This is a genomic window from Chelatococcus reniformis (assembly GCF_014640075.1).
Taxonomy (GTDB): domain Bacteria; phylum Pseudomonadota; class Alphaproteobacteria; order Rhizobiales; family Beijerinckiaceae; genus Camelimonas; species Camelimonas reniformis.
The window spans coordinates 365,026-387,544 of the sequence record NZ_BMGG01000006.1; the positions used below are offsets into that span (position 1 = coordinate 365,026).

At 67.5% G+C, this 22,519-nt stretch carries 19 protein-coding genes; 14 read left to right on the forward strand and 5 right to left on the reverse strand.

From position 1 onward, the window contains the following. Positions 1 to 34: 34 nt before the first annotated feature. The gene (locus IEW34_RS18035; protein WP_373288264.1) at positions 35 to 1,126 is read right to left on the reverse strand and encodes a citrate synthase; all 1,092 of its coding nucleotides are present in this window, start codon (positions 1,124 to 1,126) and stop codon (positions 35 to 37) included. A gap of 81 nt (positions 1,127 to 1,207) precedes the next feature. Here IEW34_RS18035 and IEW34_RS18040 point away from each other — a divergent pair, with 81 nt between their 5' ends. Both IEW34_RS18040 and IEW34_RS18045 read left to right on the forward strand, forming a co-directional pair. Beyond that, complete coding sequence (locus tag IEW34_RS18040; RefSeq protein ID WP_244642067.1) at positions 1,208 to 2,395, forward strand: citrate synthase family protein; 1,188 nt, start codon at positions 1,208 to 1,210, stop codon at positions 2,393 to 2,395. Positions 2,396 to 2,936: 541 nt separating this feature from the next. Then, the gene (locus IEW34_RS18045; RefSeq protein WP_188610601.1) at positions 2,937 to 4,370 is read left to right on the forward strand and encodes a flavin-containing monooxygenase; all 1,434 of its coding nucleotides are present in this window, start codon (positions 2,937 to 2,939) and stop codon (positions 4,368 to 4,370) included. Here IEW34_RS18045 and IEW34_RS18050 read toward each other — a convergent pair. From IEW34_RS18050 to IEW34_RS18060, 3 genes are read right to left on the reverse strand one after another with little or no spacing between them, the layout of a single operon-like run. Next, positions 4,356 to 4,868, reverse strand: a complete 513-nt coding sequence (locus IEW34_RS18050) for a hypothetical protein (protein WP_188610602.1) — start codon at positions 4,866 to 4,868, stop codon at positions 4,356 to 4,358. The two genes, IEW34_RS18045 and IEW34_RS18050, sit on opposite strands and share 15 nt — an antisense overlap. Then, on the reverse strand, positions 4,865 to 5,932 hold the full coding sequence (locus tag IEW34_RS18055; RefSeq protein WP_188610603.1) for a phosphotransferase family protein: 1,068 nt from the start codon (positions 5,930 to 5,932) through the stop codon (positions 4,865 to 4,867). Before IEW34_RS18055 ends, IEW34_RS18050 begins: the two co-directional genes overlap by 4 nt. Positions 5,933 to 5,940: 8 nt before the next feature. Further along, positions 5,941 to 7,494, reverse strand: a complete 1,554-nt coding sequence (locus tag IEW34_RS18060) for an acyl-CoA synthetase (RefSeq protein ID WP_188610604.1) — start codon at positions 7,492 to 7,494, stop codon at positions 5,941 to 5,943. A 203-nt stretch (positions 7,495 to 7,697) separates the two neighbouring features. Between IEW34_RS18060 and IEW34_RS18065 the strand changes: the two genes are divergently transcribed. Together IEW34_RS18065 and IEW34_RS18070 are read left to right on the forward strand one after the other, a co-directional pair. After that, a complete protein-coding gene (locus IEW34_RS18065) occupies positions 7,698 to 8,909 on the forward strand; it encodes an ABC transporter substrate-binding protein (RefSeq protein ID WP_188610605.1) in 1,212 nt (403 codons plus the stop codon). A gap of 69 nt (positions 8,910 to 8,978) precedes the next feature. Further along, positions 8,979 to 10,094, forward strand: a complete 1,116-nt coding sequence (locus IEW34_RS18070; protein ID WP_188610606.1) for an Rv3169 family protein — start codon at positions 8,979 to 8,981, stop codon at positions 10,092 to 10,094. 38 nt (positions 10,095 to 10,132) lie between these two features. On the opposite strand, the gene IEW34_RS18075 is transcribed toward IEW34_RS18070, so the two are convergent. Then, positions 10,133 to 10,798, reverse strand: coding sequence for a TetR/AcrR family transcriptional regulator (locus IEW34_RS18075; RefSeq protein ID WP_188610607.1), 666 nt, complete (start codon positions 10,796 to 10,798; stop codon positions 10,133 to 10,135). A gap of 512 nt (positions 10,799 to 11,310) precedes the next feature. On the opposite strand from IEW34_RS18075, the gene IEW34_RS18080 reads away from it, so the two are divergent. The 10 genes from IEW34_RS18080 (at position 11,311) to IEW34_RS18125 (ending at position 22,346) form a co-directional block, all read left to right on the forward strand. Beyond that, positions 11,311 to 12,633: a phytoene desaturase family protein gene (locus tag IEW34_RS18080; protein WP_188610608.1), complete on the forward strand. Its 1,323-nt coding sequence runs from the start codon at positions 11,311 to 11,313 to the stop codon at positions 12,631 to 12,633. Between the two features lie 5 nt (positions 12,634 to 12,638). Further along, entirely contained in the window at positions 12,639 to 13,493 is an 855-nt protein-coding gene (locus IEW34_RS18085) for an ABC transporter ATP-binding protein (RefSeq protein WP_188610609.1), read from the forward strand. Beyond that, entirely contained in the window at positions 13,490 to 14,308 is an 819-nt protein-coding gene (locus IEW34_RS18090; protein WP_188610610.1) for an ABC transporter ATP-binding protein, read from the forward strand. Before IEW34_RS18085 ends, IEW34_RS18090 begins: the two co-directional genes overlap by 4 nt. Continuing rightward, the gene (locus IEW34_RS18095; protein ID WP_188610611.1) at positions 14,301 to 16,235 is read left to right on the forward strand and encodes an AMP-dependent synthetase/ligase; all 1,935 of its coding nucleotides are present in this window, start codon (positions 14,301 to 14,303) and stop codon (positions 16,233 to 16,235) included. The genes IEW34_RS18090 and IEW34_RS18095 overlap by 8 nt, the downstream gene beginning before the upstream one ends. Then, positions 16,232 to 17,104, forward strand: a complete 873-nt coding sequence (locus tag IEW34_RS18100; RefSeq protein ID WP_188610612.1) for a branched-chain amino acid ABC transporter permease — start codon at positions 16,232 to 16,234, stop codon at positions 17,102 to 17,104. The genes IEW34_RS18095 and IEW34_RS18100 overlap by 4 nt, the downstream gene beginning before the upstream one ends. Continuing rightward, positions 17,104 to 18,150, forward strand: coding sequence for a branched-chain amino acid ABC transporter permease (locus IEW34_RS18105; protein ID WP_188610613.1), 1,047 nt, complete (start codon positions 17,104 to 17,106; stop codon positions 18,148 to 18,150). The genes IEW34_RS18100 and IEW34_RS18105 overlap by 1 nt, the downstream gene beginning before the upstream one ends. Positions 18,151 to 18,362: 212 nt before the next feature. Further along, positions 18,363 to 19,520, forward strand: coding sequence for an ABC transporter substrate-binding protein (locus IEW34_RS18110; protein WP_188610614.1), 1,158 nt, complete (start codon positions 18,363 to 18,365; stop codon positions 19,518 to 19,520). Between the two features lie 197 nt (positions 19,521 to 19,717). Continuing rightward, positions 19,718 to 20,455, forward strand: coding sequence for an NAD(P)H-dependent oxidoreductase (locus IEW34_RS18115; protein ID WP_188610615.1), 738 nt, complete (start codon positions 19,718 to 19,720; stop codon positions 20,453 to 20,455). Between the two features lie 149 nt (positions 20,456 to 20,604). Next, positions 20,605 to 21,855: an aromatic ring-hydroxylating oxygenase subunit alpha gene (locus IEW34_RS18120; RefSeq protein WP_244642068.1), complete on the forward strand. Its 1,251-nt coding sequence runs from the start codon at positions 20,605 to 20,607 to the stop codon at positions 21,853 to 21,855. Next, positions 21,855 to 22,346 carry an aromatic-ring-hydroxylating dioxygenase subunit beta gene (locus tag IEW34_RS18125; RefSeq protein WP_188610617.1) on the forward strand — a complete coding sequence of 164 codons (492 nt, stop codon included), beginning with the start codon at positions 21,855 to 21,857 and terminating at the stop codon, positions 22,344 to 22,346. The genes IEW34_RS18120 and IEW34_RS18125 overlap by 1 nt, the downstream gene beginning before the upstream one ends. Positions 22,347 to 22,519: the final 173 nt, after the last annotated feature.

Below are 22,519 nucleotides of genomic sequence, written 5' to 3' on the forward strand. Positions count from 1 at the left end.
TCCCTGCGATCGGACGATCTCGTAGCGGGCAGGCTCAGGCCGCCCGTGCCGGCATGGGCCCCACGTAGCGCGACTGCGGCCGGATGATCCGGCCCGCCGCCTCCTGCTCACGCACATGGGCGACCCAGCCCGCGACCCGGCCGATCGCGAACAGCGGTGTGAAGCCGGCCCGCGGCACGCCGAGGGCTTCGAGCAGCAGCGCCGTATAGAATTCGACGTTGATGTCGAGGGGGCGGCCGCTCCTGTGCGCCGCGAGCTGGCGGAGCGCGGCTTCCTCGACCGCTTCGGCGAACGCGATGCGGCCGGGACGATCGGTCAGGCGGCCAATCGCGGCCTTGAGCACGTCGGCTCGGGGATCGCGCACCCGGTAGACCCGGTGGCCGAAGCCCATCAGCCGATCGCCGCGCGCCAGCGCCGCGGCGAGCCACGCGTCAGCGCGCTCCGCTGTTGCGATGGCATCGAGCATGTCGAGCACCGGCCCCGGCGCGCCCCCGTGCAGGGGCCCCTTCAGCGCCATCAGGGCCGCCACCACCGCCGATGGCAGGCCCGCGGCCGTCGAGGCGACGACGCGGGCCGTGAAGGTCGACGCGTTGAGCCCGTGATCGAGGATCGTCACGAGATAGGTGTCGAGCGCCGCCACATGCGCCGGCGCCGGCGTCCTGCCCGAGAGCATGCGCAGCACGTCGGCGGCATGGGACAGGGCGGGGTCGGGTGCGAGCGGCGCACGGCCCTCGCTGAGACGGACGGCCATGGCGGCAGCGACGCCCACGGCGCCCACCAGTGCCGCCGGAACGGCGAGCGCATCCTCATCTGCGATGGCCGAGAGGAACAGCCGCAGCCCCTCGACCGGGCTCAACCCGGCCGCGGCGCGCTCGAGCGGCGCAAAGCGGCCGAAGGCTGCCACGCGGCCGGCGCCCATGTCGCGCCGCAGCGCCGCGACGCCGCCACCGACCGGAACGAAGCCGTCCCAGAACAGCGCCACGGCGGCTTCGTAAGGCACCCGTCCCGCCAACTCCTCCACATCGTGGCCGCGCAGGATGAGGCGGCCAGCCTCACCGTCGACGTCGCTGAGACTGGTTTCGGCGGCAACGACATCATCGAGGCCGATGGCTCTGGGCATGGTCATGCCGGTCTCCCTGCTCACGCATTCACTGCGCCATCACGAACCGACTTGATCAACACGTCAATCTTGAATCAATATATCAATATGAGTCTTGCCCCTGCCCGCCCCGCACTGATGTCCGCCGACGAGGCGGCGGCGCGCCTCAAGGTCAGCCGCGCCACGCTCTACGCCTATGTCAGCCGCGGCCTGATCCGCTCGGCGCCCCATCCCACCGACCCCCGCGGCCGGCTCTACGCAGGGGCCGACGTCGATCGGCTCATCGACCGCAAGGCGCGTCTGCGGCGGCCATCGACAGCCGCGGCGTCGGCGCTCGACTGGGGACTGCCGGTTCTGGAGACGCGCATCACCGCCATCGACGGCGGCCGCCTGCTCTACCGCGGCCGTGATGCCGCCGAGATTGCCGAGACGTATGCGCTGGAAGAGGCGGCACGGCTGCTCTGGGCCGCGGTGGACGCCGACCCGTTCCCGCCCTCCGGCTTCGATCCGGCGGCGGTTGCCGGCTGGAGCGAGACGGCGCGGCGGCTCCAGGCCGCAGCGGCAACGGACAAGGCCATCGCCCTGCTCGCCCTGCTGCTCGACGAGGAGCCTCCCGGACTGCCCGAGGCTCAGTTTCCCGGCCGCGGCGCACGACTGATGCAGGCCTTGGCGTCGGCCTTCGCCGGCACCGCGATCGTACCCGGCGCGCGCCTGCACGAGGCCCTGGCCCAGGCCTGGGGCCGGCCGGCCGCCGCGGACCCCATCCGCCGCGCCCTGGTGCTCTCGGCCGACCACGAGCTCAACCCGTCGACCTTCGCGGTGCGCGTCGTGGCGGCAACCGCCGCCAGTCTCACCGCGAGCCTCATCGCCGGCCTCGCCGCCCTCGGCGGGGCCCGCCATGGCCGCATGACCGAGCAGGTGACGGCGCTGTTCGACGAGATCGAACGGGCCGGAGGCGCGGCTCGCGGGCTCAAGGCCCGCATGGCCCGCGGCGAAGCCATTCCCGGCTTCGGCCACGCGCTCTATCCGGACGGGGATCCGCGGGCTCGCGCCCTGATCCGGCACATCGGCGGATCGGCAGACACCCTCGAACTAGTCGCGCATGCGGAGCGACTCACCGGCCGCCTTGCGACCATCGACGTGGCGCTCGCCGCCATCGCCCGCGGCCACGACCTGCCGGCGGGAGCGCCGCTCGCGCTGTTCGCCCTTGGCCGCACGGCGGGCTGGATTGCCCATGCGCAGGAGCAGCGCGCCACGGGCCAGCTCATCCGCCCGCGCGCAAGGTTCGTGAGCTGAAGGGGCGGCGAGCCCGCCGCCCGGGTGTGCCGCGACACCGACGTCATCCACAACAAATGGTGTGAATGCCGCTGGAAAGCGACGTTGTGGCTTCTGTCAGCGAAGAATCATGCGTGTAATCGTATCCAGGTCCTCAGGCGTCCGTCGCGGCGAATACCATTGCGCATCCGCCTGGCCGGGGCCTCGATTCCCGGCTCGGCAGCGGCTGGGCGGGCGCATGCGACCTCGTTTTGCGCAGCCCCCGGCGCCTCCGGAGGGGGCCGGTGAAGCCGACTATTTTTTTACTATGGAAAGGACGGCACGGCCGGCTATTCTACGCGGCGGATCTAGAGCATCGGACCCATCGGCAGTCGACAGCTTGGGCGGTCCAAACTGGCGATCATGCGGGGGAGGGCCAGCACGTTCGATAGACCAGGGAGACGGGTCGTCATGAGCCGCATTCTCGCCGTCGAAGCCGGGCGCCGTCCGCGCATGCAGGACGCGACGGGCGCGCTCGCTCCACCTCCTGTCCCCCTTGCCATCCCCGGCCGAGGCTGCTGACATGGCCCGCCGCAGCGCCTGGTCCGATCTCGACGATGCGGCAGCGGCACGGCGACCGTCCCGGTCCCCCGACATCTGCATCATCGGCGCCGGCGCGGCCGGCATCACCGTCGCCAAGGCGCTGCATGAGCGAGGGCTCGACTTCGATTGCTTCGAGAAAGGCTCGGACCTCGGTGGGCTATGGCGCTATCAGAACGACAACGGCCTGTCGTCCGCCTACGCGAACCTGCACATCAACACCAGTCGCCACCGCCTCGGCTATTCGGACTTCCCGATCCCGGAGACGCTGCCCGACTTCCTCTCCCATCGGCAGGTCCTCGCCTACCTCGAGAGCTATGCGGATGCGTTCGGCATCCGGCCGCTGATCAACTTCCGCACCACGGTCGACTCCGTGACCAAGGGATCCAACGGGGGATGGCGCGTCCATCTATGGGGTGGCGGGGTGCGCCACTACCGCGCCGTGATCGTGGCCAGCGGCCACCTGTGGAACCCCCGGCTGCCAGCCTTTCCCGGCCTCTTCTTCGGCGACACGACGCATTCGCACCACTACCGCACCGCGCAGCCCTATGTGGGCAAGAAGGTGCTGGTGGTCGGCATGGGCAATTCGGCCATCGATATCGCCGTCGACCTCTGTCGGCGCGCAGCCGGCGTCACCTTGTCCACGCGCCGCGGTGCCTGGATCACCCCCAAGTACCTCATGGGGAAGCCGACCGACGAGTGGGCGGCCCTGCTGTCCGGCAGGATGGGGCTGCCGGGTTGGCTGACGCGGACCGCGCTGGCACCGCTCATTCGGCTGGCCGCCGGCGATCAGCGCCGCTTCGGCCTCCAACGGCCGGCTCATCCCATTTGGCGCGAGCACCCGACCGTGAGCCAGGAGCTGCTGCCCTGCCTCGGCCACGGCCTGATTTCGGTCAAGCCAAATGTGCGTCTGCTCGACGGAACGGAGGTGGAGTTCGACGACGGCAGCCGCCAGGCATTCGATTCGATCGTCTATGCCACCGGCTACCGCACCAGCTTTCCGTTCCTCGCCAAACCGCTCTTCGATCCCGAGGCCGATACCGGCTCGCTCTACCGCCAGATGGCTTCACCCAAGCATCGCGGGCTGATGTTCGCTGGCCTGGTCGAGCCGGTCGGGCCGACGATGCCGGTGGTCGAAGCCCAGGGCCGTTGGCTCGCGGCCGCCCTGGCGGGGGACATAACCCTTCCGGACCCGGAAACGCAGGTGCGCGAGGCGGCGGCGCGCCGCAAGCACCAACGCGCCACCTATCTGGATTCCGAGCGCTACGCGCTTGCTGTCGACGATCATGCCTATCTGCGCCAACTGCATGACGACATGCACCACCGCGAGGGCCGGCGCCGCCATTTCGGCGAACTCGCGACCACCGCGATCGCCACGCTCAACGCCTGGCGCCTGCGCAGCCTATCCGCGCGCTGACACCCCCGGCGGGCTGTCTTCGCCGGTCGCAAGCTCGTGAAACATGGACTTTGCCATCGTGCCGATATCGAGCGTCATCTGCTCGCGCATGAAGCGGCGCAGTGTGTCCTGGATCTCGCCGGCGACTGCCTGATCCTGCGACGCCGCATCGCCGGAGGCCCACATCAAGAGCGCGCCCAGCTGGCGGTCCCCCTCGTCGCGCAAGGCCTCGAGGGCCGCGCCGTCGGTGACGCCTCCGGCCAGCCGCGGCAGTGCCGGGATCGGCGGATGCGACAGGCCTCCCGCAAGGTGAGACACGGCCGCGAAAGCCTTGTCCTGCAGCGCCACCTGAGCCAGCAGCGGCCCGGCGGCCCAATCGGCGCCGAGCTTCAGCCCGTTGAGGGCGAAGATGACGCCGTAGGCCTGCCCGCGCACAAAGCTGTCGCTCAGGTGCGGCAGGATGGTGGTGCGGAGGGCCTCGATCGCTCCGTCGAGAACGCGTTCGAACGATTGGCTCATGCGGCGGCCTCGATGGCCCGGTCCAGGGCGCGGATGATGGGGGCCATGCGGGTGGCCATCGCGGCCATGCGCATGTCGTTGCAGCGGTCGACCTCGAAGGCGTAGGCCCCGCAGAGCTGGATGCCGGCCGCCTGGTACAGGGCGAAAGCCTCATAAAAGGCAAGGCTCCTGGTCGAGACCGGGATGCCCGAACGCCTGGCGTAGCGCTCAAGGACCTGCTCGCGCTCCATGACGCCGTAGAGCTTGCGACTGCCGGCGTTGAAGGTCGGCATCAGGGCCCAGCCCAGGTCCTCGTGTGGATCGCCGATGTGAGTGAGCTCCCAATCGAGGATGGCGGTGATGCGGCCCTCATCCTCCAGGAAGTTGCCGACGCGGTAGTCGCCATGGACGACCGTGAGCCGCGGCGGCTTGGGGCAGTTCTCGCTGAGCCAGTGCCCGGCCCAATCGAGCAGCGGGTAATAGCGCTGCATGGGCCGGGCGATCAGCCGCCGCCAGCCGGCGATCGGCCGCAGCTCCATGCGCCCCTCCGCCGCGTCCGGCGACGGCAGTTCCGCCAGGGCCGATGCGGCCCAGTCGAGCCGGTGCAAATCGCCCAGAATGTCGACGAACTGCTCGGCGATGCGCAGCCGATGCTCCTCGCCCGCCGAGCTGCCGGTCCACGGTGCGGTCACGTGACCTGCCACGTGCTCGCAGACGAAGAACGGGAACCCCACGACGTCCCCCTGCTCGGCATGGGCGACGAGCCCGGGCACGGGGATGCTCGTCCCGGCCAGCGCCTGCAGTGCATAGACCTGCGGCAAAACGGAATAGGGCGCGAACAGCCCGCTCGGCGGCCCCAGCCGCAGGATCAGTTGGCGGGTCTCACCCGACGGGTAGCGCGCCCTGAAGCTGTAGGTGAGCCAGGAGAAGCCGGGCGACAGCCGATCGAAGGCGGTGATCGCCACCGGCCCGCCGGCGGCCCGGGACAGGTGCTCGCCCAGGCCGGCCCGCACCAGGCTGTCGTCGACTTCGGTCGCCGGCGCGTTTGCCAGTGGGGCGGATTGTCGTGTCTGCATCGTCGACATGGCCCCGCTCAATTCACCGCCCGGCCGTGGCCGCGCCATTTCTCTTCGCGCAACTGCGCCTTCATGATCTTGCCGCTCCCTGTCAGCGGCAGCGCCTCACCCCGGATCTCGACGGAACGAGGACACTTGTAGCCTGCGATCAGCGTGCGGCAGTGCGCGATGACGTCCGCCGGCAGCATTTCGCGCCCGTCCTTCGGCACGACAATGGCATGGACCGCCTCGCCCCACGTCTCGTCGGGCACCGCGATGACCGCGCATTCGCGCACGTCGCCATGCTGGTAGATCGCGTTCTCCACTTCGCCGGAATAGACGTTCTCGCCCCCCGAGACGATCATGTCCTTGACCCGGTCGACGATGTAGATGAAGCCGTCCTCGTCCATCCAGGCGCCGTCCCCCGTATGCAGCCAGCCGTTGCGGAGCGCCCGCGCGGTCTCTTCGGGCTTACGCCAATAGCCGAGCATGACGCCGGCGCCGCGGATGGCGATTTCGCCGACCTTGCCGCGCGGCAGCTCCCGGCCGTCCGCATCGACGATGCGGATCTCGACACCGGCGGCGGCCCGGCCGGCGGACTTGCGCTTCTCCGCCAGCGGCCCCTCCAGCGCGTGGCAGCGCCAGGGCAGCAGGGAGGCCAGCGCGGCGCATTCGGTGAGACCGTAGCCCTGATGGAAACGCCAGCTCGGCAGCTCCTTCATGATCCGCACCAGCAAAGCGTCGGGCATGGGCGAGGCGCCATACTCGCAATCCTTGACGCTGCTCAGATCATACGTGCCGAACGAGGGATGATTGAGCATCATGTTCAGCATCGTCGGCACGAATAGACAGTAGTTCACCTTGTGCGCGGCAATCGCCTTCATCGCCGCCTCGGGCTCGAATTTCGGCAGGGTGACGTGGGCGCCGCCGACGAGGGTCAGCGCGACCATCGGCGAGGTACCGGCGAGATGAAACAGCGCCGCCGAATGCAGATAGACAGTCTCTTCGGTGAAGCCGAGCGAATAGATCCAGACCACCGACTCGTAGACGATGTTCCGGTGCGACAGCATCACCCCCTTGGGAAAGCCGGTCGTGCCGCCCGTATAGAAGATGCCGACGAGATCATCGTAGGCGCCGGACAGGTCGGCGATCGGTGCGCCCGCGGCCAGCGCCTCGAAATGGATCGCGCCGTCCGGCTCGGCGCCATCGTCCATGTAAACGATGGTCAGATGCGGCACGGCCTGGCGCAGAAACGCCGCCTGATCGGCGAAAGATGCATCGACGAGAAGGACATTCGCCTCCGAATCCTTCAGCGCGTACTCGTTTTCCGCGAGCGCCCAGCGTGTGTTCAGGGGCACGACCACGGCATTGGCCCAGGCGACTGCGAAGAAGGTCTCGACGTAGCGGTCACTATTCATCGCCAGCACCGCGACGCGGTCGCCGTCATTGACGCCGATGCTCCGCAGCCCGCCGGCGACGCGGGCCACGCGCTCGCCCGTCTCGCCCCAGGTGCGGGTGCGGCCGAAGTGGACGGTGGATGTGCGATTGCGATGCTGTTGCACGGCAGAGCTTAGCGCCTGCGTAAATTTCATTGAACGTCTCGCTCCCGAAGTCTCCGCCCTCGCCGGCCGGATGCGTCGCCGGCCGCTACCGGCCCGCGCACGCCTCCGCGTTCGATCTGAAATCGAATATAGACCGACCAGACGGATTATGTTTATCATCGCGGCGAGCGCTTGTGAACAGGCCGAATGAGGCCGCCTCGCGGTTCAAACCGGCGCCAAGACGGGAGGGGAAGATGCGGATGCGTTCCATATGTCTTGCGGCCGCCGCCGCAGGCGGCCTGTTGGCCAGCGGCAGCGCCATGGCCCAGAAGCGCTATGACAGCGGCGCCAGCGACACCGAAATCAAGATCGGCCAGAATGCGCCGTTCAGCGGCCCGGCGTCCGCCTACTCCAGCTTCTCGCGCACGATGCAAGCCTACTTCAAGATGCTGAACGAGAAGGGCGGCATCAATGGCCGCAAGATCACGCTGGTGGCGCTCGACGACGGCTACAGCCCGCCCAAGACCGTCGAGGTCGTCCGCAAGCTGGTGGAGGACGACCAGGTGCTGGCGATCGTCGGCCCGTTCGGAACCCCCACCAATGCGGCGATCCAGAAGTATCTGAACGCCAAGCAGGTGCCGCAGCTCCTGGTGCAGAGCGGTGTGTCGCGCTGGAACGAGCCGAAGGACTTTCCGTGGACGACGCCTTATTCGCCGTCCTATTTGAACGAGGGTAAGAATATCGCCGGGTTTATCCTCAAGCAAAACCCCTCAGCCAGGATCGGCCTGTTCATGCAGTCCGACGACATCGGCAAGGAATACGCCAAGGGTGTGCGCGAGGCGCTGGGCGACAAGGCCAATACGATGATCGTCAAGGAGACGAGCTATCAGGTCACCGATTCGACGGTCGACTCGCAGATGCTCGCGCTCAAGAACGCCGGCGCCGACGTCGTCCTGGTCGGCGCCCAGAACAAGTTCGCGGCGCAGGCCGTCCGCAAGATCCACGAGCTCGGCTGGAAGCCCCTGGTGATCCTGCCCTCGATCTCCAACTCCGTCGCCGGCGTGCTGGAACCGGCCGGACTCGAGGCCGCGGTCGGGGTGGTGACCACGAGCCCCTACAAGACGCCGAGCGACCCGACCTGGGCCAACGACCCCGGCATGCGGGACTATCTGGCGTTCATGAAGAGCTACCTGCCGAGCGACAAGCCGGACGACATCATCGCCGTCACCGGCTACTCGACCGCCCAGGCTGCCGCCGAGATCCTCAAGCGTTCCGGCGATGATCTGACCCGGGCCAACGTCCTGAAGCAGGCCACCCATCTGGAGGGCCTGTCGCTGCCGCTGCTGCTGCCCGGCATCGTCTTCCAAGCCTCCGGCGGCGGCTATCCGACGCTCGAGGAAACCCGCTTTGCGCGCTTCGACGGCAAGACCTGGGTCCTGTTCGGATCCGGGACGGCCGCGCGCTGACGCCCGCGGCACCGGACGTCCTCGGACGGGCGGTGCCGCACCGAGATCGATAGAGGCGAAGGACCCGCAATGCTCACTCCCCAAGACGACCTCATCGGCCATCAGGCCGCCGCGCCGTTCGCCTGCGCCGGCGGCGGCGATCCACGCTTCACCGAGCGTTACTGGTACACCGGGCACCCCATCGACGGCACCGAGCTGCTGCTCGACCTCGGCCTCGGCTACTACCCCAATCGCGGCATCATGGACGCCTTCGCCGGCGTCACGGTGGGGCGCAAGCAGCACAATTTCCGCGCCTCGCGCCAGCTCGGCGACACGCCGCTGGAGACGACGGTCGGCCCGCTGCGCTTCGAGATCGTCGAGGGCATGAAGCGCCACCGCGTGACCCTGGCCGACAACGGCTCGGGCATCAGTTTCGACCTGACGTTCGAGGCGACCTTCCCCGCCGCCCAGGAAAAGCAGAGCTTCCGCGAACGCCACGGCCAGGTCGAAGAAGACCTGACGCGCGTCGCCCAGTTCGGCCGCTGGCGCGGCTGGCTCGCCGTCGACGGCCGCCGCCACACGGTCGAGCCGTCGCTATGGTGGGGCCAGCGCGACCACTCGTGGGGCCTGCGCTCGGAGATGCGCACCGACGAGACGCGGCCGCCGGCCGCCACCCACAAGAACTTCTTCTGGACCTGGTCCATGTTCCAGTTCGAGGAAACGAGCCTGTCGATCTTCCTCAAGGAGCGCAAGCCCGGCCTGCCGATGTACCTGTCGGGCACCGAGTTCCGCCGCAACGGCGACGGCACGGTCAGCCACCGCGAGATCCTGGCGGCGAGCCACGACATCGAATGGGCGCCCGATCCGCACGGCCAGTCCATCGCCACCGCGGAGTTCCGCCTGGAGTTCGACGAAGGCCCGGCGCGGCTGGTACGCATGGAGAGCCTGCCCACCCGCTTCTATCTGAAGGGCGGCCTCTATGGCGGCTTCAAGGGCTGGAACCACGGGGACGACCGGGGCGCCCTGCACAGCGCCCATGATATCTGGGATCTGGACGATGAGGCCGTGCGGGCTGCCGCGCGCACCCTCTCCGACCACGTGGTGCGGCTGACCAGCGAGGGCGCCACGGGCTGGGGCATCAGCGAATACGGCGTCGCTGCGGGCTACCCGCTCTACCCCCATCCCCAGCGCTTCCCGGCGCTTTAGGGCTGCGCCCGGGCGGGCCGTCCCATAGCGGGGGCGTCTCAGCTCCCCGCTCGGGTCCGTCTGCGGGGCGCCGCCGGCGGATCGACCGGCACGGGGCGCGGCACCGCACCGGCTGAAGCGGCAAAGCCGTCGAGGAAGGTGTCGCAGATGATCGCGGCGAACTCCCTCGGCTCCACGGAGCCGGCGGGGTCGAACCACGTGTAGGAATAGTTGATCATGCCCAGCAGGCTCATCGTGTAGACCTTCTTGGTCTTGCGATCGATCCGGCCATGGCTGTCGACCCGGACCAGCGCATCGGCGAACAGGTCGACGATGTGCCGCTCGAGCCCCTCGATGATCTCCTGCTCCTTCTTGTCGAGGAACGTCAGGTCGTTGAGCAGGACGACCTGCTCGCCGGGCGAGCGGGCATTGTATTCCACGATGGCCTCGACCATCCGGTGCAGCTGGGCGCGCGCGCCTTCGCGCTCCCCCGCCGCAGCCTCGATGATCGCCAGCAGCTTGCTGACATGGTTATGGAGGATCGCGAAAAGGATTGCCTCTTTAGAATCGAAGTAATGATAGAGCGCACCACGCGATACCTCGCAAGCGTCGGCCAGATCGGCGATCGTGCTCCTCATATAGCCTTGACTGGCGAAGAGATCGACCGCCTGCTTCAGGATCGATTGCTGGATCGCTTCAAAATTATCTGATCGGGTGCGTGCCATCTCAACCTTCTTCTCGGCGCCGGCCGGTCAATCAATTCGACCATATCATCAGAAGATTCAATAACCCATCCGGACAGCTGTTTGCAGCCCCATCCCCGGCTGCGGCGCCACGCCGCTCGCGCGCTTCGCGATCGTGAGGAACCGTCCAACCGCCCAGAATCGCTCCAAATTCAATGACCTGAAGCATGTCTGCGCAATGCGATGAGCTCATCCCATTGCGAAAGGCTCTGGCGTCCCCGCCGGCGCTTGTGGCGCGTCCGATTAGCTGAACGGCTGGACGGCCTATTATAGACCCAATTCTTTTCCCGCTCCAGATGCGGCAGCGCCGGCCAAGCCGGCCCTTCGCGATGTCCGGGAGCAGATCACCGTCCCGCCGGGTCATTCCCCCGCCCATCATGCTCTCACAAATTTGTTGAACGTCCATCCGAATTATTATAATTTGCTCTTTACCAACGTCGGCCGGGCGCAATGCCCGGGGCCGCCAAGAAATCAGAGCGAAGGGAACGTGCCGCATGCAGGAGGTTCATGCCGATGCCGTGGTGATCGGTGCTGGGGCCGGCGGCTTGAGCGCGGCGGCCCGGCTTGCCCACGCCGGCTTCAATCCGATCCTCGTGGAGGCGCTCGATCACGTGGGCGGCCGTGCCGCGACCGAGGAGATCGAGGGCTTCAAGGTCAACATCGGCGCCATCGCCCTGGAGCTGGGCGGCGTCTTCGAGGAGACCTTCCGGCTGGTGGGCGCGCCGCTCGACGTGCGCATGCCGGAACCGGCGTCCGCCTTCTACCTCGACGGCAAGGTGGTGGACATCAGCCGCGGCGGCTGGGGGCTGCTGCTCGGCCAGATCACGAAGCAGGCCTCGCGCGTGCTCGAGAAGATCGCCGACGCGCGCGCCGGCAATCTTCCGGACGGCCGCCAGTCCACGGCCGAATGGCTCGCCGGCTACACCAGCAACAAGACGGTGCACGCCATCTTCCGCAACCTGTGCGCGGCGATCTTTGCCTGCAACGCCGACGAGTTGCCGGCCCGGGCCTTCCTGACCTATTTCACCAGCAAGGGCGCCTTCAAGCGCTTCGGCTTCTCCCCCACGGGCACCATGGGCGCCTGGAACGCCCTGGCCCGGGCCACCGAGGCGCACGGCGCCCAGGTCTGGCTGTCGAGCCCGGTGACCGGCATTTCCGTCGCCGAGGGGGCGGTCAGGGGCGTCACCGTCACGCGCGACGGCGTGCCGACCCGCATCGTCAGCGATCTGGTGGTCAGCGACGCGGGCCCCGCGGCGACCGTCGCCCTGGCGGGCGAAGCCCACTTCCCCGCAGCCTATGTCGATCAAGTGCGTACCGTGCTGCGGCCGGCCGCCAACATCGTCATCAACTTCGCAACGCGCGAGCCGCTGTTCCCCGCCCCCGGCATCATCACCTTCGGCAAGACGCGGCGCCTCTGCAACATGGCCAACATGACGGCAACATGCCCGGAGCTGGCGCCGCCCGGCTGGCACCTCTACGTCGCCTACGCCGTCCCCGTGCCGGCGCTCGGCGACTTCGACGAGACCGCCGAGGTCGAAGAGGCGCTGGCCGACCTGCGTGAGATCTTCCCCGGCTTTGCCGGCGCCAAGATGTTGTCGATCCGCGTCATGCGCGACGGTTGGCCGGCCCAGCGCAGCTGCGCCGGCTATGACCTGCCGCGCGAGACCGGCGTCGGCGGTCTGTGGTGCGTCGGCGACGCGGTCAAGGTGTACGGGAATGGCGGCACCCAGGCCTGCGCCGAAACGGCGAAACTGGTGGTCGATGCGATCGTGGCGGCGCGCGGCGCCCGCCCCTCCCCGGCGCGCCGGACGGCGTGAGCGCCATGCTCGTCCCACCCCACCCACAGGACGGGCCGGCCTCATCCGTGGCGGCGCCTCCCCAGGCGGCGCTGCTCGAATTCCGCAACGTCCAGATCGTCTACGACAACGCCATCGAGGCGGTGCGCGACGTCAGCATCGAGGTGCCGAAGGGGCAGATCGTCGCCCTCCTCGGCTCCAACGGCGCGGGCAAGTCGACCCTGCTCAAGGCCATGTCCGGTATCCTGCACACCGAAGACGGCTCCCTCGACAACGGCAGCATCCATTTCGGCGGCGAGGACGTCAGCCACCTTGCGCCCGATACCATCGTGCGCCGCGGTCTCGTCCAGGTGCCCGAGGGCCGGCGCATCTTCCCGGCGCTGACGGTGGAGGAAAACCTCGTCATCGGCGGCTACACGACTGCGGCGGCGGTCGTGCGCGAGCGGCGCGAGCAGGCCTTCACCCTGTTTCCGCGCCTGGCCGAGCGGCGCCACCAGATCGCGGGCTACATGTCCGGCGGCGAGCAGCAGATGCTGGCCATCGGCCGCGCGCTGATGGCCAAGCCGGCGCTGCTGGCGCTCGACGAGCCTTCGCTCGGGCTGGCGCCGCTGATCATCGACCGCATCTACGAGGTGATCGCCGCGCTGCGGCGCGACTTCGCCATGACCGTGCTGCTCGTCGAGCAGAACGCCCAGCGAGCTCTCCAGATCGCCGATGCCGGCTACATCCTGGAGAACGGCCGCGTCGTCCTCGACGGGCCGGCGGACAAGCTGGCCCGCAACCAGGATGTGCAGGAGTTCTACCTGGGGCTCTCCAGCGCCGGCCACAAGTCGATGCGCGAGGTGAAGCACTACAAGCGGCGCAAGCGGTGGCTGTCATGACGCCTTTGCTTCACCTGCAGTCCGTGTCCAAGCAGTTCCGTGGACTGACTGCGGTCTCCGAGGTCGGCTTCGACGTCAACGCCGGGGAGATCTGCAGCGTCATCGGCCCCAACGGGGCCGGCAAGACGACGCTGTTCAACATGATCAGCGGTGTGCTGCGGCCGAACGCCGGGACCATCACCTTCGGCGGACAGGATCTCGCCCGCGTCAAGCCATCGCGCTTCGCGGCGATCGGCATCGGCCGCACCTTCCAGAACCTGGCGCTGTTCAAGCACGGCACCGTCGTCGAGAACATTCTGGTCGGCCGCCACGTGCACCTGCGCTCCAGCGTGCTGGAGGCTGCCTGGTTCTTCGGACGCACCCGCCGCGAGGAGATCGCGGCGCGCCAGCGGGTCGAGGAGATCATCGACTTCCTGGAGATCGAGCACATCCGCGACGCGGTGGTCGGCACCCTCTCCTACGGCCAGCAGAAGCGGGTCGAGCTCGGCCGGGCGCTCGCCTGCGAGCCCAAGCTGCTGCTGCTCGACGAGATGGTCTCGGGCATGAACCTGGAGGAGACAGAGGATATCGCCCGCTTCATCCTCGATATCCGCGACGAACTCGGCATCACGGTGCTGATGATCGAGCACGACATGCGCATCGTCATGGACATCTCCGACCGCGTGCAGGTGCTGAACTTCGGCCGCCGCATCGCCGGTGGCACGCCGGCCGAGATCCGCAACGATCCCGCGGTGCTCGACGCCTATCTCGGCCGCAGCGCCGGGCAGGCGCAGGCGCAGCCGGTCGAACAGCAAGGGGCCGCCGCCGATGCTTGACGTCGCCCGCACGGCCGAACCACCGGGCGCCCGCGGCGCCGCGATCAACCGCATCGCAGCGGAAGCCCCCGGCGCGATCGAGGCCATGCTGCCGGACGGCAGCATCACCCTGCCCCGCCTGCTGCGCCACCGGGCGCGGACCATGGGCGCCGCGCTCGCCTTGCGCGAGAAGGACTGCGGCGTCTGGCACAGGTATACCTGGTCCCATTATTACCAGCGCGCGCGGCTGTTCGCCTTCGGGCTGTGGTCGCTGGGGCTCAAGGCCGGCGACCGCATCGCCATCGCCGGCGAGAACACGCCGGAGTGGTACTACGCCGATCTCGGTGCCCAGATGATCGGCGCCCAGGTGGTCGGCATCTATCCCACCAATCCGTGGCCGGAACTCCAGTATATCGTGCGCCACTGCGGCGCCCGCCTGGTGGTCACCGGCGATCAGGAGCAGACGGACAAGGTCATCGAGGCGCTGGCCCATGACGGCGGCCTGCCGGCGGTCATGGCGATCGCCTGCGTCGACATGAAGGGCATGCGGGCCTACGACCGGCCGGATCTCATGTCGTTCGACGCCCTGTGCGACCGGGGCGCCGCCTATGCCGCGGACCGCCCCGGGGCGGAGGAGGAGCTCGACCGGACGATCGAAAACGCCGCGCCGGACGACACCTGCATCCTGGTCTACACGTCGGGCACCACCGGGCCGCCGAAGGGCGCGATGCTCTCCCACCGCAACCTGGTCTACTCGGCCTATCACTACGCACTGGCCACGGGCACGCTCGGCCACCGCTTCGAGAGCGTCTGCTATCTGCCGCTCTGCCATGTGGCCGAGCGCTGTTACTCCATGGTGCTTCAGCTGGTGCTGGGCGGGGTGGTGAACTTCGCCGAGTCGATCGACACGGTGGCCACCAACATCCGCGAGATCGGGCCGACCTTCTTCATCGGCGTGCCGCGCATCTATGAGAAGCTGCAGCAGAATTTCTTCTTCAAGCTGGGCGACAGCCATCCGGCCCAGCGAGCCGTGGCAAACTGGTGCATGGCGCGCGGTCGTGCCCTGTCGGACCGCCGTCAGGCCGGCCAGGAAGGGGCGGTCGACCGTCTCGAACGGCGGCTGCTCGACGGCCTCGTGTTCGCCAACCTGCGCCGCCATCTCGGTCTCGACCGCTCGCGCCACCGGTTGTGCGCAGGCGCCTCCATCTCGCCGGAGATGCTGCGCTTCTTCGACATCATCGGCCTGCCGGTGGCCCAGGGCTACGGCATGACCGAGTCGGGCGGCGTCAGCTTCATCCAGAGCGGCAAGCACATGCGCATCGGCGGCTGCGGCCTGGCCATCGGCGGCACCGAGTGGCGGCTGGACGACGACGGCGAGATCCTGCTGCGCAGCCGCGGCATATTCCAGGGCTACTTCCAGGACGAGGCGGCGACCGCCGCAACGCTGGGCGCGGACCGCTGGCTGCGCACGGGAGACATCGTCGAAGTGCTCGACAACGGCGAGATCGCCGTGGTGGACCGCAAAAAGGCGATCATCATCACCTCGGGCGGCAAGAATATCGCCCCCTCCGAGATGGAGAACGCGCTCAAGGACAGCCCCTTCATCCGCGAGGCCATCGTCGTCGGCGAAGCCCGCAAGTTCTTGGGCGCCCTGATCCAGATCGACTACGACGAGGTGGGCCGCTGGGCCCGCGACCGCACCCTCGCCTACACCAACTACAAGTCGCTGGCGCAGCTCTCCGACGTGGTCGAGCTGATCGACGCCATCGTGCGCGAGACCAACAAGAAGTTCGCCAGAGTCGAGAACGTCCGCAAGTTCGTCATCCTGGAGAAGGAGCTCGACCACGACGACGGCGAGCTCACCGCCACGCAGAAGGTGCGCCGCGGCGCCATCAACAAGAAGTTCGCGCGCGAGCTCGAGCTGATCTACGGCAAGGACGCCAGATGAGCTTCCTCATCGATCTCACCGTCTCCGGGCTCGCCATCGGAGCCCTCTACGGCCTCATCGCCATGGGCTTCGCCGTCATCTACAAGGCGACCGGCCTGGTCAATTTCGCCCAGGGCGAGATGACCATGATCGTGGCCTATCTCGCCTGGACCATCGCCACGACGCTCACCGGCAACGTCTTCGTCGTCGTGGCCGGCGCCGTCATCGGCGCCGCCGTGCTGGGGCTCGCCATCGAGCGCATCGTCATGCGGCCCATGCTGGGCGAGCCGCTCTTCGCCGGCGTCATGGTGACGGTGGCACTGGCCGTCATCCTGCGCTCGTCGATCACCTTCATCTGGGACGCCTACCCGCACGCGCTCGATCTCGGCGTCGGCCGCGACGTGCTCCGCGCCGGGGGCCTCAGCCTGCGCGGCGCGCAGGTGGCGGCGATCGTGACCTTGCTCGGTCTGCTCGCCGGCTTCTACGTCTTCTTCCGCTTCAGCAAGTTCGGCATCGCCATGCGCGCGGTGGCGGCCGACGACCGCGCCGCCCTGCTCATGGGCGTCTCGGCGGCGCGCATCCATGCCCTGGCCTGGGCCGCCTCCTCGGTCATCGCCGGCATCGGCGGCGTGCTCTTCGCCATGGTCTACGACCTGTCGCCGGCCATGTTCGCGCTCGGGCTGAAGGGCTTCCCTGCAACCATTCTCGGCGGCCTCGACTCCGTGCTCGGCTCGGGCGTCGCCGGCCTCATCATCGGCGTCACGGAGAACCTGGCCGGCGGCTACCTCACCCCCGGCATGAAGGATATCGCCGGCTTCCTGATGATCATCGTCGTTCTGATGGTGCGGCCGTTCGGCCTGTTCGGCGAACGTGAGATCGTGAGGGTCTGATGCGCAGCGGCGATTTCAAGGAGACCTATTCCGGCCTCATCGTGCTCAGCGATTCCACCTGGGTGTGGATCTGGTCGGCGCTGCTGGCGGCGGCGCTGGTCTGCGCCCCCTTCGTGCTGAACGCCTACGCCCTGTCGCTGCTGACCTTGGTGCTGATAACCCTGATCGGCGCACTCGGGCTCAATATCCTGACCGGCCTCACCGGCCTCATCTCCCTCGGCCACGTCGGCTTTCTCGTCGTCGGTGCCTATGCTTACGCCATCGCCGTCACCAAGCACGGCCTGCCGCCGCTCGCGGGCTTTGCCGCCTCGGGCCTCGTCGCGGCGCTCGCCAGCGTCATCGTCGGCGTGCCGTCGCTGCGGCTGCGCGGCCTCTACCTCGCCATCACCACCCTGGCGTTCTCCTTCATCATCAACAACGTCATCCTGGAGGCCGCCGCCGTCACCGACGGCGCGCGCGGCATCTCGGTGCTGCGCCCGACCATCCTCGGCATCGACTTCGACAGCGACGCGGCCTTCGCGCTGCTCTGCCTCGCCGTCACCGTCCTCACGCTCTTCGCCTGCCTGAATATCCGCCGCAGCCGGATCGGGCGGGCCCTGGTCGCCATCCGCGACAACGACACCGCCGCCCGCACGATGGGCGTCAACCTGGTGACCTTCAAGCTCTACGCCTTCGTCACCAGCGCCTTCATCACCGGCATCGCCGGCGCGCTCCTCGGCATCTACCTGAGCTTCGTCAGCGTCGAGGGCTTCCCTTTCCTGCTCAGCATCGAGGCGCTTGCCATCCTGATCGTCGGCGGCCTCGGTTCGGTGCTTGGGGTGGTGCTCGGCACGGTGTTCATCATCCTGCTGCCGGAGGTGGTGCAGACGGTCCTTCACTTCGCCGGCTCCGGCGTGGAGGCGCTGTTCGCCAATGGCGTGCACGAGCTCAAGGCCATGCTGTACGGGGTCGTGATCATCCTGTTCCTGCGCTTCGAGCCGCGCGGCCTCGTGGGCATCTGGCACGACGTGAAGCGCCTCTGGGTGCATTGGCCGCTGCGCTTTTGAGATCTGAGTGGATAGATGGTCGGGTCAAGCCCGACCATGACGGGCGAAAGCAGAGATCATTTACATTGAATTTCATGGTCTGGCTTGACCCGACCATCCATCAACTTGAAAAATCAAGCTGTTAACTTGAGAAGAAAACGATCATGATTTCTGTGCTGCACGCGCCCTGCGGCGGCGGGCACCGGACGAAACAAAAAACGGGAGGACACCAGATGTTGCACGCATTGAAGGCCGCGGCTCTCGCCGCCATCGCCGGCCTGGCGCTCACCCAGGCAGCAGCGGCCGCCGAGCAGGGCTTCACCGACAGCGAGATCACGGTCGGCGAGATCAATCCCTACACCGGCCCCCCCGCGCTGCTCGGCGTCGCCCATGCCCAGGGGGTCAAACTAGCCTTCGCCGAAGCCAACGCCGAGGGCGGCATCAACGGGCGCAAGATCAAGCTGATCACCGAGGACGACGGCTATGTCCCCTCCCGCACCCTGCAGGCGGTGCGCAAATTCGCCGACGTCGACAAGGTGTTCGCTCTCATGGGCGTGTCCGGCGCCGCGCAATCGACGGCGGCACTACCGCTCATCGAGAAGACCGGCCTGCCCACGATCATCAGTGTCGCTCCGATGCCGGTGCAGTGGACTCCGCCGCGCAAGAACATCTTCGTCCTCGGCCAGGCCTACGAGGAAGGCGTGCGGCAGCTGATCAACTACCTGGCCGACAAGAACCCCGGCAAGAAATGGGCGCTGGTGACCCAGGACGACGACTATGGCCTGGCGGTCCGCGACGGCTTCCAGGCGGCCGCCAAGGAGAAGAAGCTCAACGTCGTCTTCACCTCCACCTACAAGAAGGGACAGACCGACTTCTCCTCCGAGATGCTGCGCCTGAAGGAGTCGGGCGCCGAGATGTTCATGGCCGGCGGCATCATCTCCGAGAACGTCGCCATGATGAAGGAGCTCGAGAAGCTCAACGTCAAACCGGTGACCGGCATCTTCTGGCCGGGCCGGATCGAGGCGCTGCTCAAGCTGATCGGGCCGGCCAGCGACGGGCTCTACGCGGTCGACTACGTCGAGCCGCTGGCGAGCCCCGCCGGCAAGGCCTTCGTCGACAAGGCCAAGACGCTGCTCGGCGACGAGGCGAAGGGCATCAACCGCTATACCGAGGTCGGCTATGCCGCCGGCCGGCTGCTCGTCGACGCCATCAAGCGCTGCGGCAAGGACCTGACCCGCGCCTGCACCATCGCCGAACTGGAGAAGACCAAGGACCTGGCGACCGGTGTCATGGCGCCGATCAGCTTCGGGCCGGGCAACCGCTTCTCGTCCCAGGTCGTCAAGATCATGCGCGCCAACCACGGCGACCTGAGCTTCGTGCCGGTGGACTAGAGCGTTTTCGAGCGAAGTGGACGCCGGTTCGCGTGAAGAAAACGCGACAAATCAAACAGATAGAGCATTTCGGCGATTCGAAGAAACGCGGAAATGCTCTAGACCGCCCGAATGGATGTGTCGTTTCGATGGATGGCCGGGGCCGACCCGGCCATCCATCCACTTCGAGAACGTCAACAAGCAGCAGGCTCGCCCCGATGAAAGTCCTGATCGTCTATGCCCATCAGGAGGAGAGATCCTTCAACCGGGCGCTGCTGCAGCGCGCCCTCGACGAGCTCGCCGCCGGGGGCCACGAGGTCCAGGTCTCCGACCTCTACGCGATGGGCTTCGACCCGGTGGCGAGCGAGGCCGATTTTTTCGAGCGCCGCTTTCCGGACCGGCTGCAATACGACCGGGAACAGAAGCACAACCACCAGCACCAGTCGCTGCGGGCCGACATCGCCGGCGAGCTCGACAAGCTCATCTGGTGCGACACGCTCATTCTTCAGTTTCCGCTCTGGTGGTTCTCGGTTCCCGCCATCATGAAGGGCTGGATCGACCGCGTGTTCATCAACGGCCCGGTGTATGGCGGCGGCAAACGCTATGACACGGGCGGCATGCGCGGCCGGCGCGCCATGGTCGCCACCAGCACCGCCGCCTACGACACGATGTGCGCCCCCGACGGCCTGGTCGGCGCTCTCGACGTGATCCTGTGGCCGATCCAGAACGGCATGCTCGCCTATGCCGGCTTCCAGGTGCTGCCGCCATTCGTCGCCTGGTCCGTCAACTTCGTCGATGAGGCAACGCGGCAGGGCTACCTCGACGGCTATGCCGAGCGCATTCGCGGGCTCGACGCCACCCGCCCCCTGTTCTTCCATCCCCTGAACGACTTCGGCACGGATTGGCGGCTCAAGCCGGACATCGCAGCCGCCACTGTCGGCCAGCGGCGAGCCTAGTGGCGCTTGAACGGCGCCTAGGCGCGTGCTAAATACGAACGACCAGTCGGATTATTTAATGTCGAGATCGAGTCGCCGATAGCCGCCGGGTGCGGACGGCGGCTCCATCGACGACGAAGGATGCGGAACGGAGAGCGGCGATGAATGTCATGACCCGAGCTTCGCAATGGGGCGAACTGATCCGGCCGGATCGCGTTCACGGCTCGATCTACAGCGATGCGGACATCTTCGAGGCCGAGCTGAAGCAGATCTGGTACAAGACCTGGGTCTACGTCGGCCACGAAAGCGAGATTCCGGAGCGCGACGACTTCGTCGTGAAGTCGATCGGGCCGCAGCCGGTGATCATGACCCGCGACAAGGACGGGCAGGTGCACCTGCTGCTCAACCGCTGTTCGCATCGCGGCAATCAGGTGTGCCTGGCCGACAAGGGCAACCAGCGCACCTTCACCTGCCCGTTCCACTCCTGGACCTTCGCCAATGACGGCCACCTGATCGGCTATGCCTTCCCCGACGGCTACCAGGGCCAGGACAAGTCTCAGCTCGGCCTCGGACGGGTAGCGCGGGTCGCCTCCTACCGGGGTTTCGTCTTCGGCTCCTTCGCCGCCGAGGGGCCGTCGCTGGAGGAGCATCTGGGCGGTGCCGCAGAGACCATCGACCGCCTGCTCGCCACCTCCCCCACGGGCGAGATCGAGATCACGGCCGGCTTCCTCAAGCACCGCGTCAAGGCCAACTGGAAATTCATCCTCGAGAACGAATGCGACGGCTATCACCCAGCCTTCGTGCACGCCTCGATCTTCAGCGTCGCCGACAGCGGCATCGGCTCGCTCTACGGCGCCAAATCCACGGCGGTGACGCGCGACTATGGCAATGGCCACACCGAGGTGGACCTGCGGCCCGAGTTCCGCCGCATCGGCAAGCCGCTGGGCTGGTTCGGCACCAACACCGAGCGCCTCTCCGACTACGCCGGCAAGATGCGCACGGCCTACGGCGAACAGCGTGCCGACGAGATCATGATCGACGGCACGCCCCACGTCATGATCTTCCCGAACCTGTTCATCGCCGAGATCCAGATGTTCGTGCTGCAGCCCCTCGCCGTGGACGACACGGTGCAGCACGTCACCGCGCTCCAGTTCAAGGGCGCGCCGGACATGAACCGCCGCATGCGCCAGCAGACCATGGGTTCGGTCGGCCCCGCCGGCCTGCTGCTCGCTGACGATTCCGAGATGTACGAGCGCTCCCACCGCGGCGTGCTGATGCGCGAGCCGGAGTGGATCTACCTCGGCCGCGGCCTGCACCGCGAGCGCCGCGACGAGGACGGCTACCTCGTCGGCCACGCGACCGACGAGGTTCCCTCGCGCGGCATCTGGAACCACTACCGCCGCGTCATGGAGGCCCTGTGATGGGTGATCGCGTCAGCCTCGAATTGCTGAGCGACGTGCAGCAGTTCGTCTTCCGCGAGGCGCGGCTGCAGGACGACCACCAGTACCAGGCCTGGGAGTCGCTGTGGACCGACGACGGCGTCTACTGGATCCCGGCCAACGGCGACAGCAGCGACCCCGAAAGGGAGATGTCGATCGTCTACGACAACCGCTCCCGCATCTCGCTGCGGGTGAAGCAGTTGCTGACCGGCAAGCGCCATACCCAGGCCCCGCCCTCGCGCCTGCGCCGGATCGTCTCGAACGTCGAGGTCCTCGGCACCACCGACAGCGGTGACATCAAGGTCGGCGCCAACACCATGATCTTCGAATCCAACCTGCGCGACGACACCATCTGGGCGACGCGCAACGAATATGCGCTGCGGCCGCAGGAGGGCGAACTGCGCATGGCGTACAAGAAGGTACTGCTGGTGAACAACGAGAAGGCGCTCTACACGCTGTCCTTCCTCGTTTGAGCAACGATGCAGTGGTTTTAATGTTTTGGTGGATGGATGGTCGGGTCAAGCCCGACCATGACGAAGCTGAGAGCGGAAGCAGCCAATCTCAACGTCATGGTCGGGCTTGACCCGACCATCCATCTACTTAAGGGCCCAGCAAACGATCGGACCTCTGGGCCGCACCATTTGGG